We start from the raw sequence: 15025 nt of genomic DNA, 5'->3' as shown, positions 1-15025 counted from the left end.
TCTCCTTTAACCTCTTATGTTGGTAATTCTTACTATTATAATACCACGTTTAACCTATCTTGAAAACGTAAACACTTTGAATTTTCTGACATTTTTATCGTATAATTTACACCCTGCATGATGAATTGTTAATCCTGTTGTATAAATATCATCAACGAGTAATATTTCTTTATCGGTTAAATCCACATCTTCTTTAATATAAAAAGGATTCATAGCTCTTGCTCTCTCTACTTTCCCAAGTTTTGACTGTTTGGGACGCAATTCAGTTGCCAAAAGGTTCGAATATTGAACCCCCATTTTTTCTAATACTGTTGCGACTGGGTTAAATGTTCTTTGAGTGTCTCGTTCAATTGGAGATGGAATAGGTACAATCAGATCACAAGATGTTTTTGGTAAGTTGAGTTGTGAGGCTATAACCTCAGCTAAATAATAATCTTTCATTAGTTTGTATTGCTGTATCATTTCTTTCATAATACCGGAATATTCGTAGTCACAATAAAGCTGTTCCATTAGTTTAAAATTTTTAGCTAAAAATTGACAATCCAAGCAGTCATTTTCTTTATTATCCCGATAATTTAAGCACTTAGGACAACGTTGGTCATTCTTAATTAATTTCACACTATCCCACATTTCTAGACATGATGAACACATACGTTGAGGTACTTGATAAAAGTTAAAAACATTAAGCGATTCATATATTGGCAATCCGCATTGTATACATTTAACCAATTACCCACCCACTTTCTATACCTAATCGATTCATTTTTTTAATTTCTCTTTTAGCTTGTATCATAGCTATACTTACACCTTCATGCATAAATATCACTTTTCCTGTAGGTGCTTCTTGTTTACGACCAACCCGACCCGCAATTTGAATAAGTGCAGCCTTTTCAAAAGTATGTGCGTTGATGACAATGACATCTAATTGTGCCATTGTGAAACCTCTTTCTAGAATTGTTGTCGTAAAAACGATAGCATGTTCACCGTTTCGTAGTGCTTGAACTTTGCTAAATCGTAGTGCATCTTTGCTTGAAACATAGATTAAATCTGAAAAGTGGTAACGATAATGTTGGTACGTCTCTACCATCAATTCAATATTGTTAAAGAATACTAGTGTGTATCGTTTTTCGTTAATTTGATTCATTAAAATTCTTTTCAATTTAAGTTGTATATGCTTAACGTTTAATTTGAAATATGTGAAATTGGGGACTGGTAGTGGATGTTTATGGAAACGTGCAGGTAAGGTAATGATTTGCTCAGAAGACAAACGGTTCAACAGCTCTTTCGGAGGTGTTGCCGTCATAAATATGTGGCTATGCTTTTGTTTTGATGATAATCGAATCGCCTCCATAAGCCGAGGATCCATTGATAAAGGAAAGGCATCAACTTCGTCGATAAATATAACATCAAAGTGAGATTTAAATCTAAACAATTGATGAACGGTTGCAACAATGAAGTGACCATTATATTGTTGTTGGCTACTTTGGTGTAATACATCTATGTCTTCTGAATTGAATGCTTCTTTAATGCGCAAACTAATTTCTACTACAACATCTACTCTTGGGGATACTATGGCTACATTAAACCCAAGTTGGCGTGCTACCCGTATACCTTCATACATCATTTCAGTCTTACCCGCACCAGTAACCGCATATAATAATAATGGTTGAAGCGTTTTAATTGCTTGTACAATGGCCTCTGAAGCATATTGTTGTTGTTCTGATAATTGAAAGGGTAAGTCGTAATATCCATCAGAAATAGAATTCTCACTTTGCGTAATCCTAAATTCTGTAATATTGTCCATGCGCCCCAATTGTATACAATACCTACAATAAATAATACGTTCTTCTGAAAAAGGTGTTTCATATTCATACATATAACGTTTGTCTATATTGCCACATTGAAGACATTGATAACCATCATCTGTAGCGATAATACCAGGTGTAACTTGAGTAACTGTCTCATCACTTAACGTCACATCTGGACTAACTAACTTTCCGTAGAATTTTATTACGAATCACTCCTTATAAAATAAAAAAGCCTAAAAGATGTTAAAAAAAGTATTGAAACACTATGTGATAAACAATACTTTCTTAAACGCTTTTAGACTTAAATTATAAACAATTAATTAATTTCGATTTTTCTTGGGAAATATCCTAAACCTAATCCGCCTGAACCAAGGTGAGATGCAATAACTGGTCCAAATTCTGAATACTGGATATTGATGTTTGGATATGTCTCTTTTAAATGGTTATAAAAGTCTTTACCTTCATCAATTTTATCACCATTGATTACAAAAACGGTCACTTCATCAATGTCTTTAATAATTTCAAAGATATTCTTTTCTAATGTATTAAGTGCACGTTTTTTAGTACGTACCCTTTCAAAAGGATGAATTTTGCCATCTTTTTCGAAACGAAGTACAGGTTTCATTTTTAATAATGTTCCAACCCATGCTTGAGCACCAGTTATACGTCCACTTTTTTGTAAATTCTTAAGATCATCAACAATTAAGTAAGCGCCAGCTTGTTCTCGGATTTCTTGTAATTCTTCAATAATTACTTCTGGTGTAAATCCTTTGTCAATGAGTTCTTTAGCATAGATTGTATAACTTCCTTCAATCATCGCTGCCAATTTACTATCAAACGTATGAACATTGACACCTTCTACCATTTCTCCAGCTTGTGTAGCTGATTGATAGCTGCCACTTATACCACTTGATAAAGCAATCACAATAATATCAGTGTAGCCTTTATCTCTTAACTTCTCATAATTCTCAATCCATTCCCCAATAGCCGGTTGACTTGTTGTTGGGAATGTTTTAGATGAGGCCATTTTATTATAAAAACGTTCAATTGGTACGTTATCATTCTCAGTAAACGTTTCTCCATCATCAAATGTAACACTTAATGGTGCAATAGGTATCTCATATTGGTCCATAAAGTCTTGTGGTAGATACCCAGTTGAATCTGCCATTAATGCGATTTTCATAGTAGTCCTCCTCAATTATACTCAAAGCTATTATAAATTATTTTTATTGAAAAAGAAATTCATAATCAGATATTTATTCATTTAAAATGAAGCGTGTATAATAAAGGTCAAATATTCTTTTTATATATTGGAGGTGAACATCTTTGAGCAATCATATTATTACGATTAAACAGGAACATTCGATTGAAAATGTCATTAATAAATCTAGATTCATCGCACACATCAAACCTGTTTCATCAGAGGATGAAGCTAAAGCATTCATAAACGAAATTAAGCAGCAACATAAAGAGGCTACGCATAACTGTTCAGCTTATACAGTTGGTGATCAAATGAATATTCAGAAAGCCAATGATGATGGTGAACCAAGTGGCACTGCGGGTGTCCCTATGCTTGATATATTAAAAAAATTAGATGTACATAATGTTTGTGTCGTTGTTACTCGATACTTTGGGGGTATTAAACTTGGTGGTGGCGGACTTATACGGGCATATAGTGGTGCTGTTAGAGACATCATTTATGATGTAGGACGTGTAGAACTACGTGATGCTATTCCTACTACCGTGACTATCAATTATGATTTAACTGGAAAGTTAGAATATGAATTGGCCTCTACAACGTACTTACTAAGAGATACCACTTATACCGATAAGGTTAGTTATCAAATTGATGTCGTACAAACTGAATATGATGACTTTATTGCATTTTTAAATAAGAACACAGCTGGTAATTTCGAATTGCATGAAGCAGACGTAAAGAAATTACCATTTGATATACCCACTAATTAATAAAAAACCTTGTTTGTATAACACTACCTAATCATTTAAGTAGTTATTACAAACAAGGCTTTATTTTTTATCATGTTGATCTACACCATTATCACCGTGATGTTGTTCATTCTTTTTTGTTATTAAATTAAGTATCGGACGGTAACTATCATCAATCAAACCTGTAAATTCAACAATCAATTCAATTGTGATAACAATTAAAATGAACATTATGAGTACACCTAAAGGTTGAGATAAATATAAAATGATACTTGATAAACTAAATAAAATCGCTATTGAATAAATTAATAATACTGTTTGTCTATGGCTATATCCTAAAGCTAAAAGTTTATGATGCAAATGCGACTTATCTGCTTGCATAATATGCTGACCATTTCGCATTCTTCGAATCATTGCAAATAACGTATCAATAAATGGTACAGCTAAAATCACAATTGGGAAAAACAATGAAATAAATGTGATGTTCTTAAAGCCAAGTAAGGATAGAAAACCAATGATAAATCCTATCAGTAGTGCACCACTATCCCCTAAAAAGATCTTAGCTGGGTGAAAGTTGAAACATAGAAATCCTAATAATGATCCTATTAGTACACTACAAATCATAATAATAAATACATTAGCCTGTAAAATCGCAATAAAAGCAATTGTAATAAGACCAATTGCAGATACTCCAGAAGCCAGTCCGTCTAAACCATCAATTAAATTGATAGCATTAGTTATCGCCACAATCCAAATAATGGTAATCGGTATACTTAATATTCCAAAATGAATTGTCGGGCCCATAGGAAACGAAATAAAATCTATTGTAATTCCATAAAATGCTACGATTGAAGCTGCGACAATTTGACCAATTAACTTTAAAATAGGCTTTAAATCATAAATATCATCAATTAATCCTACTAAATACATAACTATAGCCCCCATAACTAAGGGCTTAACTTCTCTTTCAATCGGATGTCCAAGCCAGATTCCTATTAAGAAAGAAAGTAGTATAACAGTACCACCCAATACTGAAACTGGTTTTGTATGTACTTTTCTAAAATTTGGCCTATCTACTAAATCAAATTTAATAGAGACCTTTATAATCATAGGTGTTAATATTAAACTGATTACCAATGTTACAGCAATAAGTAGTAAAGTATACATCAGTTCACCTTCAATAAATCTCTTTTAATTTTACACATTTGCAAGTTATCTATTCATTCTATTTAAACAATTTTCGAATCAATTTTGTATTGGACTATAGTTGTAATTTACTAACTATTCTTTAAATAGTTCATTAAACTTCAACTATTTTACCCTATTTCTTCAAATTAATCTTTATTTTTAATTAATTGTAAATTTTTTGTAAAGATAATCAATTTATATCATATCATTTCAGTATTCATTTGAATATAAAAGTTCAAATATTCTATCTATTTTATTTATGTTATCTGATACAACTTAATGACAAATGGTAAGTTTTCACTTACAATAACTAATGGTTAAATTAAAGGAGTCGATTCCAATATGATTGAATCTATCATTTATAATGTTGCAGTTATGGTAGCTGGCATTTATTTATTTCATCGATTACAATATTCCGAAAATAAAATAATGGTCTTTTCAAAAGGCTATGTCACTGTATTAATGACGATTGTTGCATTGCTACTTGCAGCTTATCCAATTCCATTCCATCAAGAGTATTTAGTTCATTTAACATTTGTCCCATTGTTATTTTTAGGACGCTTTACTAATATGGGCTATACACTTGTATCGGCAGTTATCGTTGCTTTAGTAGAAGTGTTCGCATTCGGAAACTCACTTCTTTATGGTGTAGTACTTATAGTAATAGGTATCATTGTAAGTATGGTTGGACCTTTTTTAAAACAAAATGACATTGTAGCTTTAGTCGTTTTAAATTTGATTAGTGTTATTATTTTACTTATTTTATCTATCTTTAGTCCGCTATATGATCTTACTGAAATCGCATTTTTAGTCCCAATTTCATTCGTTTTAACCATCGCTTCTGCAATTACATTTGTTGATATGTGGCACTTCTTTTCATTAGTCACACGCTATGAGAATGAAGATAAGTTTGACTATCTTACTGGACTAGGTAATGTAAAAGAATTTGATAGACATTTAAATCATGTATCTCAGATTGCTGAGGATAAAAATGAAAGTCTTGCCTTATTATTAATTGATATAGATGGTTTTAAAGATGTAAATGATACGTATTCACATAAATCTGGAGATGCTGTGCTCAAACAAATGTCACAGTTATTAAAGAATTATGTACCAAAGCAGTTTCAAATTTTTCGTAATGGTGGCGAAGAATTTTCAGTTGTGATTCGTAATTACTCATTGGATCAAAGCGTTAAATTAGCTGAAAATATTCGAACAGGTGTTGAAAAGTCTTCATTCCACTTACCAAATAAGGAAGTCATAAAATTATCTGTCTCTATTGGTGTAGGTTACCTATCGCAAGATGACCATAAATCACAACGAAAAGTCTTCAAAGATGCCGATGATATGGTTCACGTTGCTAAGAATGAAGGTCGTAATCAAGTGATGTTTAATCCAATCATTTAATTATAGAAACGTAAAAAAAGTCAACATATTGATTAACCAAATTATTAAGATATCTGGTTATCTAAATATGTTGACTTTTTATATGTAATTATACTTAATTTCATGTTAGCAACGGCCTAGATGTGGTATGAATACTAAACGTACTATTGCAAGTTGTATGTGCAAGTTGTACACTTCAAATTGTCTATTGAAATAAATTCAACTATCTAATGTTACGGAGGTGCCGTTTATGTCAGATTCAATCACTATTATCGATGAAAATAAAGTGATTGATGTAGTTTTAATAGCTGGTAGAATTCTTCTAGAAGCTGGTGCGGAAACTTATCGTGTTGAAGATACGATGAATCGTATAGCTCATAGTTATGGTTTACATGATACATATAGCTTTGTAACATCAACAGCCATTATCTTTTCACTCAATGATCGAACAAATACACGACTTATTAGAATCCGTGAACGTACTACAGATTTAGAAAAAATCGCACTCACTAATAGTTTATCTAGAAAAATTTCCAGAAATGAATTAACCATTGATGAAGCAAAATCTGAATTAATTCATTTGCGCCGAGCATCATTGCAATATTCATTTTTACTAAACTTTTTTGCTGCTGCAATTGCCTGCGGATTCTTTTTATTCATGTTTGGCGGTGTAGCATCTGACTGCTGGATTGCTGTTATAGCTGGTGGAGCTGCTTTTCTAACTTTTAGTTTAGTACAGCGTTTTATTAAAATTAAATTCTTCTCAGAATTCGTTGCTTCCGCTGTCGTCATCACGATTGCAGCCACATTTACCAAACTTGGTATTGCCACGAATCAAAATATCATTACCATTTCAAGTGTAATGCCACTTGTACCTGGTATATTAATCTGTAATGCAATTCGAGATTTAATGGCTGGTGAATTAATAGCTGGAATGTCTAGAGGCGTGGAAGCTGCATTAACTTCATTCGCCATCGGTGCTGGTGTAGCCATCGTTTTACTAATTATTTAAGAAAGGCTGTTTATAAATGTTATTTTATTTATTCCATTTTACTATTAGTTTCATTTCTACAGTACTCTTCTCAATTATTTTTAATGCACCGAAGCGACTACTCGCAGCATGTGGTTTTGTAGGTGCTGTAGCATGGACAATTTATCAATTCACTGTAGATATGGATTTAGGAAAAGTAGGTGCCTCATTTCTAGGAAGTTTAATACTCGGGTTACTTAGCCATGTTATGAGTCGTCGTTATAAGCACCCTGTTATCATTTTTATAGTGCCCGGAATTATTCCACTTGTTCCAGGTGGAACTGCATATGAAGCAACACGTTATCTAGTCTCAAATGATTATACGCAAGCAGTGAATACTTTCTTAGAAGTTACACTTATTTCTGGTTCAATCGCATTCGGCATTTTAGTAGCAGAAATCCTCTACTATATTTACACACGTATAAAGCAGTATTATGATAAAATTAAAGGTAAAACATATAGAAAATCTTATAATATGAATAATAGAGTCTAAGGGGATGTTTTGCTATGAAAGCACAGCTTATAGATAGATTATCACGTTACGTAAAAATCGATACACAATCTAATCCGGAATCTTCAACCACACCTTCAACTGAGAAGCAATGGGATTTATTGCGTTTATTACAACAAGAACTTGAAGGTTTTGGCTTAGAAACGGATCTCGACGACAATGGATATTTATTTGCGACGTTAGAAAGCAATGTATCTTTCGACGTCCCTACCGTTGGGTTCCTGGCACATGTTGATACATCACCAGATTTTAATGCCAGCAACGTGAATCCGCAAATTGTAGAACAATATGATGGTAAAACAATTAAATTAGGTGATACTGGTCGAGTATTGAGTCAAGAAACTTTTCCAGAATTAAAAAAACTTGTAGGTCATACGCTAATGATTACTGACGGCACATCACTGTTAGGTGCAGATGATAAAGCTGGAGTTGTCGAAATCATGGAAGCAGTAAAATGTTTAATAGAACACCCAGAAATCAAGCATGGTCGAATCCGTATCGCATTCACGCCAGACGAAGAAATTGGACGAGGTCCTCATAAATTCGATGTGGAACGTTTCAATGCAGATTTCGCTTATACAATGGACGGCAGTGAATTTGGAGAATTACAATTTGAAAGTTTTAATGCCGCTGAGGCTAAGATAACTACACATGGTGTGAATGTCCATCCAGGATCTGCTAAAAACATCATGGTCAATGCTATCTCATTAGGCCATCAATTTCATAGTCTACTACCCGCTAGCGAAGTTCCTGAACGTACGGAAGGCTATGAGGGATTTTATCATTTGATGAAATTCGAAGGTAATGTTGAGAAAGCAACGTTACAATATATCATTCGTGATCATGATAGAGAATCATTCGAATTACGTAAGAAAAAATTATTAGAAATTCGTGACGATATTAATGTCCATTATGAAGATTTCCCAGTGAAAGTAGATATAGAAGATCAATATTATAATATGGCTGAAAAGATTGAACCACATCCATATATTATTGATATTCCTAAAAAAGTGTTCAATGATTTAAGTATAGAACCAAACACTGCACCTATTCGTGGTGGAACAGATGGTTCACAATTATCATTTAAAGGCTTACCAACTCCTAATATATTTACAGGTTGCGGTAATTTCCATGGACCTTTTGAATATGCATCTATCGATGTAATGGAGAAAGCAGTGCAAGTCATCATTGGTATTGCTCAAGAAGTCACACATCACCATAAATAAACTTAATGAATAAGGCAAACCACAATTACCATGCTTATATAGGTAATTGCGGTTTGCCTTTTGTTAGTTATTCATTTATGCATTATTTAATGTCGTTTTTAATAATCTAAGTGCTTGAACAGTAAAGTGTCGAATTTGTATGCCCATTTTAAAGTCTGTGTATCTTTCTGGCATCTCAACGAAAGTATTAAACATTGCTGTAACATGGTACTGATCAAAGACATCAAATTTGTCATCAGTCGCACAAATAGCAATAGCAGGTTTACTATGTTTTTGCGCTAATTCTGCAATCGTTAAAGTCGTTGTTTCAAGTAAGTGATCCTCTTCTTTAACACCTTCACCAAAGATGATTAAATCCGCCTGAGAAACTAAATCATCTAAATGTGTTATTTGGTTAACCAATTCATGACTTGTTAATATTTCAGCATCGTACAATCCATTTAATAATGCTGCAATACCACCACCAGCGCCACCTCTTTCGATAGGGCCCATAGCAATTTTCATTTCATTTTTAACAAGCTCACTGAAGTACCAAATTAAATTATCTATTTCTGCCGCTTTTTCTCGTGTCATTTGATGTGTTTCATAAGTCTTCATAATTTCACTATGCTTACCATATAATTTACTAGAAAAATCAGACATCAATTTAATATGTGCATCTTTGAAATTTTGAGGTATTGCAGAAAAATCTATTCGACGAATAAATTTAATCACTTGAGCACCTTTACGTGCATCTAGAAGTTCTCCTTCATCATTATAGAATTGAGCACCTAAAGCTTGCATCATCCCAATACCACCATCGAAACTATCGATGCCACCAAGTGAAATAACAATGTTATAGGCTCCATTATTCAGTGCATCTATAATTACTTCTCCTAGACCGTAACTTGAACGTTGTTCAACCGGTTTTTGTCCTTTTACAAATAAATTCCCCTCAATTATAGTTAATCCTTGTTCAGTTTGACCATAAACTGTTTCGACTTCCTTCATATCCGCATCATGCACATTTACTCTATATTTCGTACCTGATTGCCATAAGAACACCGAATCCATTAGTTCATGACGCCCATTAAATAATGGCACTTGTACAATATCAGCATCTTCAATTTGACTGGCTACCGCTTCTTCAACGAAGCGATTCGCTTGATAACTTGAGATTATACCGTTAAATTCATCCATTGCTACTAATATTTTCATCTGTTAATCACCTCATGCCATTTTCTTTATTTATATATTGATTTAGATGTTATACATTCGACTTCACTTTCACATTATACATGGGTTGTCTCTACTTTTCATAATAATAGCTGTTGCAAATAGATAAATAAAAACAGGAGTGACACGGAATTCATCTAGAATTCATTGCCCACTCCTGCATGGATGACTAGAGCTGAGAAGCCATTGTGTGGCCAGTCTCTCAGATCTGTCAGCTACTGCACTTTATAATGCAGTCTAAACTATTATTTTTAATTTAAACGCGTTTACTATTTTTAATTGTTGATAGTTATTATTCTTCAGCTTGAGCTAATGAAGATACATTAATATCACTGTGACTAGCATTCCAAGTTGCTTCACCATCAATAAAATAGAATGCTTGTGGCGATTCATGTTTCACATTTGTCTTTTCAGCGATATAGTCAGAAAGTTTTCTTTCTTCTTGAACGACTAAGTAATAGCCATCCATATCTCTTTCATATAAAAATTTATTAAATTGATCGTATGCATCTGCTGAGATTGGACAAGTATCACTATGTTTTAATACAAATACATATTTATTATCTTTAAGTACTTGCTCAAACTGGTCAATCGAACTCAGCTTTATAGCCATTCTATTCACCTCTAAAATTATTTATGCCCATGTTGCTCTTTATAATCTTTATAAACTACTCAATGGGTTCAATTATACACATTTCAAAGTCCATTGTTAACCAAAAATTTTAATTTTATCAACTATGTCTATCTATTGCTTTTTTAACTTTTTCAAATCTTCGTAAAAGCCACTATTATCCTTACTTAATTCTTTACCCGTTTTCGGTAACTTTTCTACATCAATTTTAGAAAGTTTTTTCTCTATTTCAATGGTAGTTTCTCGCGTGTCATAGTAATTCAGTAAATTATAATACATTTCAATCGCATTTTTGCGAGCACTGTTGACTTTTGGATCAGTAATATTGGTTTGGTTTAATTCTGTAATTTGCTTCTCAATTAACGGTTTAATATGTTCGTCAATTGCTTTCTTAGAATTAGTATCATCACTTTCTAAGTATTTTTGTGCAGCTTCTTTAAGATTTTGATTGTTACTTTCAATTTTAGATGTTAACTGATTGGCATCTTCTTGATTAGTTGACTTTTTAATTTGCGTTTCTACTTGTGAGCGATTACTTTCAAATAACTTTGTATAATCCAAGATATCTTCATTCGCCTTAATTGACTTATTACATAAATCTACAAAGGTTTTAATATCATATATAGATTGTTTTTCCTGTTTTACATTTTCTAAGTACTTGTTCTTTAAGTCTTTAACATCTTGATGTTCAGCTGGTAATTGTTTAGCTGACTTTTCATATTTTTTAAATTGAGGAATTAAGTGTTTGTTAATATCTTTCTGTAGTGCTTCAAACTCTCTTTTATTCTTATCAGTGGTGTCCGTCTTGCTCAATTGATCCAATTGTTTCAAGTGAATCTTGTCCATTACAGTTTTAAGATCTTTCTTCTCATCTTCAACCTTATTAAGTTGTGTTTGAAAATCCTTTAAGTCCGCGCTACTTTGATTGCCACACGATGAGAGCAATATGCCACATATCAACATTATAGAAAGTATTGCTAATTTCTTCATAAATGCACTCCTATCAACACGTATTATACCTAAAGCTATTTATATTGAAAATGATTTGTGTTATAGTATTTCAGAATTTGTCAAAACTTATAATTTAAAGGAGATACGAATGTACTCAACCGTTCAACCTTTTATTCATGGCGACACTCAATCTGAATATGACACATTATATCAAACAACCAAAACATCATTATTCAACTTACTAGATTCTCCTGTAAAGTTCACGCAACATATTGGAGGCACAAGTCATTTTAATTATGCAACTGAGCCCATTTTAGATGTTTTAGTTGGTGTAAATAATTTACATGATATCACAGCTCTAGATGAGAAACGATTAAATTATTTAGGCTTTTATCGTCTCCATCACCCCTATAAGAAGAAAGTTATGATGGCTAAATTCAATAATATGATTGATTTGAGACAAACCATTCGCCTACACATTATTCAAATGGACACACCCTTATTCGAACAGTATATTGAAGTAGACAAAGTGCTTGCAACACAATCAGATATAGCACGTCACTTTTCAGAAAAAAAGACTTCTATTATCCAACATGTTAATTATATAAGACCATACGAAAATCAAAAACAGAAATACTTTGAAGATATATTTCAAAAGTTGTAAAACTTTGAATTCTGTTGTCGTTTTCGCAAATCATCTATAAAATTGCTATAATAAAGATTAGATTATAGAAGAGAAGAAAGGATGTACTTATGTTAAAGCAAGAAGACATCTTACAAGATTTAAAATCCTTAATACCTGAAGATATTATTAAAGTAAATGAACCTTTAAAACGATATACATACACCGAGACAGGTGGAAATGCAGACTTTTATTTATCTCCCACTAAAAATGAGGATGTACAAGCTATTGTAAGATACGCTAAAGAAAAAGATGTCCCGGTCACATACCTCGGAAATGGGTCAAACATTATTATTCGTGAAGGCGGCATTCGTGGTATTGTTATTAGCTTATTATCATTAAAGCATATTAATGTTTCTGATGATGCTATTATTGCTGGAAGCGGTGCTGCAATTATCGATGTTTCACGTGCTGCTAGAGATCATGTGTTAACAGGTTTAGAATTTGCTTGTGGCATTCCAGGTTCTGTCGGAGGAGCTGTTTACATGAATGCTGGCGCATATGGTGGTGAAATCAAAGATTGTATCGACTACGCGCTTTGTGTTAATGAAGAAGGTGATTTAATTCAATTTACTAATAAAGAATTAGAATTAGATTACAGAAATAGTATTGTACAAAAGCAACATTTAGTTGTACTTGAAGCTGCTTTTACACTTGAACCAGGAAAATTAGACGAAATTCAAGCGAAGATGGATGACTTAACTGAACGTCGTGAGTCTAAACAACCACTAGAATACCCATCATGTGGTAGTGTGTTCCAAAGACCACCCGGTCATTTTGCAGGAAAATTAATACAAGATTCAGATTTACAAGGTTATCGCGTTGGTGGCGTAGAAGTTTCTAAAAAACATGCAGGATTCATGGTTAATGTAGATAATGGAACAGCTACTGATTATGAAGATTTAATTCATCACGTACAAAAAGTAGTGAAAGAAAAATTCGATGTCGAACTTCATCGTGAAGTTCGTATTATTGGAGAGCATCCTGAAGAATAGCAACTATATATGTTGATGGGAGACGATGAATGATGCCAAAGGTTTATGGCTCACTTGTAGACAATGAAACACGATGCACACATTACCATACTTTTTTAGATGTTATAGCAATAAAATTCAAATGCTGCAATAAATATTATTCGTGTTATCAATGTCACGAAGAACACGAAACACACCCTATCAAAAGATGGTCAGAACAAGAATTTGATCAAAAAGCAATTATGTGTGGTGTATGTAAACATGAAATGTCTATTCAAGATTATATGATGACAGAGCTATGTCCTAAATGCCAAGCACATTTTAATAGTCGTTGTAAATTCCACTATCATTTATATTTTGAATTATAATAAAGGCTTAGTAACGATTGAAAGATTGTTACTAAGCCTTTATACTTTACGTTTTTATTATTTTGATTTAACTCATCAAATTGTTTGATTGTTGTTGAAGTTGAACCATCGCTAAAGTACCATAGTTTAGGATCTAATTCATAAATATTACCATTTTTAACTGCATTTATATCTTTAATTACATCATTAGATAACGTTTGTTTTGCACTTGATTTGCCACTTACAACTTGTCCTCTATCCATTGCTAAGATAATATCAGGATTTTTACTTGTAATATACTCATTATTAATATTTTGGCCATGTGGACTTGCTTTGACATGCTCATCTGTAGGTTTAAATCCTAATGTATTGTAGATTAAACCTCCAAATCTACCACCTGGTCCAAATGTAGATAATTTACCTTCATTAACTAAAAGATACATTGCTTTCTTATCTAATTTTTCAACTTTCGCTTTTGTATCCGCTATTTTTTTATTCAACTCTTCAATTAATGATTTACCTTTATCTTCTTTACCATAAATTTTTCCTAATTTAGTTGTTACAGATTTCATATCATTTATATAATTTTTCTCACTGGCACCAACATAAACGATTTTAGTCTGGTGCAGCTTTTTTAAGTTCATCTATATTATTCACTGTTGCTGTTCTTCCAGAAATATAAATGACCTCTGGTTTGGCTTTAGCTATTTTATCAAAATTAATTTGTATTAAATTACCAGTATTGATGTATTTATCATCTTTGAATTCTGAAAGAAATTCAGGTAACGCAGTATTTTTCTCACCTTTAAGTAATCCAATAAAATAATGCGGTCTCGAACGCCAAACGCTTTTAATACATCAACGGCACCATAATCAAAGACAATTGCACGTTTTGGATTCTTCGGCACATCAACAGTTTCTTTAATTTCTTTGGTATCATTTTTATCTTTTTTCTCGCCTCTTGTCTTATAATTATTTTCAATTTGAACTATGTCTTTATTGTCATTCTTCTTCGAAGTATCATTGTTACCGTCAGAGCTTTTACCACACGCTGTTAAGACTAAAGCAAGACTTAATATTAAAAAAATATCGCCCTATTCTGGGCGATATTGAAAACTTATACCATCAA

Annotated in this window: 15 protein-coding genes and 1 pseudogene; 8 read left to right on the top strand and 8 right to left on the bottom strand. The window is 32.6% G+C overall.

The window, feature by feature from the left end:
- Window positions 1-54: 54 nt before the first annotated feature.
- From HMPREF2737_RS06530 to fakB1, 3 genes are all read right to left on the bottom strand, one after another.
- On the bottom strand, window positions 55-729 hold the full coding sequence (locus tag HMPREF2737_RS06530) for a ComF family protein (protein WP_037548715.1): 675 nt from the start codon (window positions 727-729) through the stop codon (window positions 55-57).
- Window positions 722-1978 carry a DEAD/DEAH box helicase family protein gene (locus HMPREF2737_RS06525; protein WP_176743852.1) on the bottom strand — a complete coding sequence of 419 codons (1257 nt, stop codon included), beginning with the start codon at window positions 1976-1978 and terminating at the stop codon, window positions 722-724. The genes HMPREF2737_RS06530 and HMPREF2737_RS06525 overlap by 8 nt, the downstream gene beginning before the upstream one ends.
- A 146-nt stretch (window positions 1979-2124) precedes the next feature.
- On the bottom strand, window positions 2125-2991 hold the full coding sequence (gene fakB1, locus HMPREF2737_RS06520) for a fatty acid kinase binding subunit FakB1 (RefSeq protein WP_037548680.1): 867 nt from the start codon (window positions 2989-2991) through the stop codon (window positions 2125-2127).
- A 143-nt stretch (window positions 2992-3134) separates the two neighbouring features.
- On the opposite strand from fakB1, the gene HMPREF2737_RS06515 reads away from it, so the two are divergent.
- Window positions 3135-3776 carry a YigZ family protein gene (locus tag HMPREF2737_RS06515; protein WP_037548661.1) on the top strand — a complete coding sequence of 214 codons (642 nt, stop codon included), beginning with the start codon at window positions 3135-3137 and terminating at the stop codon, window positions 3774-3776.
- Window positions 3777-3836: 60 nt separating this feature from the next.
- Here the strand turns inward: HMPREF2737_RS06515 and HMPREF2737_RS06510 are convergent, their stop codons facing one another.
- Window positions 3837-4922 carry a glycosyltransferase family 4 protein gene (locus tag HMPREF2737_RS06510; protein ID WP_037548644.1) on the bottom strand — a complete coding sequence of 362 codons (1086 nt, stop codon included), beginning with the start codon at window positions 4920-4922 and terminating at the stop codon, window positions 3837-3839.
- A gap of 363 nt (window positions 4923-5285) precedes the next feature.
- Between HMPREF2737_RS06510 and HMPREF2737_RS06505 the strand changes: the two genes are divergently transcribed.
- The 4 genes from HMPREF2737_RS06505 (at window position 5286) to pepT (ending at window position 9096) form a co-directional block, all read left to right on the top strand.
- Window positions 5286-6350, top strand: coding sequence for a GGDEF domain-containing protein GdpS (locus HMPREF2737_RS06505; protein ID WP_037548627.1), 1065 nt, complete (start codon window positions 5286-5288; stop codon window positions 6348-6350).
- Window positions 6351-6579: 229 nt separating this feature from the next.
- Complete coding sequence (locus tag HMPREF2737_RS06500) at window positions 6580-7341, top strand: threonine/serine exporter family protein (protein ID WP_037548609.1); 762 nt, start codon at window positions 6580-6582, stop codon at window positions 7339-7341.
- 16 nt (window positions 7342-7357) lie between these two features.
- Window positions 7358-7852: a threonine/serine exporter family protein gene (locus tag HMPREF2737_RS06495; protein WP_037548592.1), complete on the top strand. Its 495-nt coding sequence runs from the start codon at window positions 7358-7360 to the stop codon at window positions 7850-7852.
- 14 nt (window positions 7853-7866) lie between these two features.
- Window positions 7867-9096, top strand: a complete 1230-nt coding sequence (pepT, locus tag HMPREF2737_RS06490; protein ID WP_037548577.1) for a peptidase T — start codon at window positions 7867-7869, stop codon at window positions 9094-9096.
- 75 nt (window positions 9097-9171) lie between these two features.
- On the opposite strand, the gene HMPREF2737_RS06485 is transcribed toward pepT, so the two are convergent.
- From HMPREF2737_RS06485 to HMPREF2737_RS06475, 3 genes are all read right to left on the bottom strand, one after another.
- Window positions 9172-10293, bottom strand: a complete 1122-nt coding sequence (locus HMPREF2737_RS06485; protein WP_037548565.1) for a glycerate kinase — start codon at window positions 10291-10293, stop codon at window positions 9172-9174.
- Between the two features lie 310 nt (window positions 10294-10603).
- Window positions 10604-10924 carry a bacillithiol system redox-active protein YtxJ gene (gene ytxJ / locus HMPREF2737_RS06480; protein ID WP_011276412.1) on the bottom strand — a complete coding sequence of 107 codons (321 nt, stop codon included), beginning with the start codon at window positions 10922-10924 and terminating at the stop codon, window positions 10604-10606.
- Between the two features lie 132 nt (window positions 10925-11056).
- Entirely contained in the window at window positions 11057-11932 is an 876-nt protein-coding gene (locus HMPREF2737_RS06475) for an EMYY motif lipoprotein (protein WP_037548548.1), read from the bottom strand.
- 109 nt (window positions 11933-12041) lie between these two features.
- Here HMPREF2737_RS06475 and HMPREF2737_RS06470 point away from each other — a divergent pair, with 109 nt between their 5' ends.
- The 3 genes from HMPREF2737_RS06470 to HMPREF2737_RS06460 all read left to right on the top strand — a co-directional run bounded on the left by HMPREF2737_RS06470 (window position 12042) and on the right by HMPREF2737_RS06460 (window position 13917).
- Entirely contained in the window at window positions 12042-12557 is a 516-nt protein-coding gene (locus tag HMPREF2737_RS06470) for a GrpB family protein (protein ID WP_037549157.1), read from the top strand.
- A gap of 89 nt (window positions 12558-12646) precedes the next feature.
- The gene (murB, locus tag HMPREF2737_RS06465; protein WP_037548545.1) at window positions 12647-13570 is read left to right on the top strand and encodes a UDP-N-acetylmuramate dehydrogenase; all 924 of its coding nucleotides are present in this window, start codon (window positions 12647-12649) and stop codon (window positions 13568-13570) included.
- Window positions 13571-13602: 32 nt separating this feature from the next.
- On the top strand, window positions 13603-13917 hold the full coding sequence (locus HMPREF2737_RS06460; RefSeq protein WP_037549153.1) for a CHY zinc finger protein: 315 nt from the start codon (window positions 13603-13605) through the stop codon (window positions 13915-13917).
- Window positions 13918-13979: 62 nt separating this feature from the next.
- On the opposite strand, the pseudogene HMPREF2737_RS06455 reads toward HMPREF2737_RS06460, so the two are convergent.
- Window positions 13980-14984 (bottom strand): annotated as a pseudogene (locus HMPREF2737_RS06455) (siderophore ABC transporter substrate-binding protein); the annotation flags it as partial.
- Window positions 14985-15025: the final 41 nt, after the last annotated feature.

This window comes from Staphylococcus sp. HMSC069D12 (assembly GCF_001810405.1).
In the GTDB taxonomy this organism is placed as follows: domain Bacteria; phylum Bacillota; class Bacilli; order Staphylococcales; family Staphylococcaceae; genus Staphylococcus; species Staphylococcus haemolyticus.
Note: the sequence above shows the minus strand (reverse complement) of the source record. Positions and strands in the feature narration are given on the sequence as shown.

Bases quoted from the DNA above. Each gene is read 5' to 3' on its own strand.
- HMPREF2737_RS06510 (WP_037548644.1), bottom strand. From the start codon at position 4,922: ATGTATACTTTACTACTTATTGCTGTAACATTGGTAATCAGTTTAATA.
- HMPREF2737_RS06485 (WP_037548565.1), bottom strand. From the start codon at position 10,293: ATGAAAATATTAGTAGCAATGGATGAATTTAACGGTATAATCTCAAGT.
- HMPREF2737_RS06460 (WP_037549153.1), top strand. From the start codon at position 13,603: ATGCCAAAGGTTTATGGCTCACTTGTAGACAATGAAACACGATGCACA.
- ytxJ (WP_011276412.1), bottom strand. From the start codon at position 10,924: ATGGCTATAAAGCTGAGTTCGATTGACCAGTTTGAGCAAGTACTTAAA.
- HMPREF2737_RS06470 (WP_037549157.1), top strand. From the start codon at position 12,042: ATGTACTCAACCGTTCAACCTTTTATTCATGGCGACACTCAATCTGAA.
- murB (WP_037548545.1), top strand. From the start codon at position 12,647: ATGTTAAAGCAAGAAGACATCTTACAAGATTTAAAATCCTTAATACCT.
- HMPREF2737_RS06500 (WP_037548609.1), top strand. From the start codon at position 6,580: ATGTCAGATTCAATCACTATTATCGATGAAAATAAAGTGATTGATGTA.
- fakB1 (WP_037548680.1), bottom strand. From the start codon at position 2,991: ATGAAAATCGCATTAATGGCAGATTCAACTGGGTATCTACCACAAGAC.
- HMPREF2737_RS06495 (WP_037548592.1), top strand. From the start codon at position 7,358: ATGTTATTTTATTTATTCCATTTTACTATTAGTTTCATTTCTACAGTA.
- HMPREF2737_RS06505 (WP_037548627.1), top strand. From the start codon at position 5,286: ATGATTGAATCTATCATTTATAATGTTGCAGTTATGGTAGCTGGCATT.
- HMPREF2737_RS06475 (WP_037548548.1), bottom strand. From the start codon at position 11,932: ATGAAGAAATTAGCAATACTTTCTATAATGTTGATATGTGGCATATTG.
- pepT (WP_037548577.1), top strand. From the start codon at position 7,867: ATGAAAGCACAGCTTATAGATAGATTATCACGTTACGTAAAAATCGAT.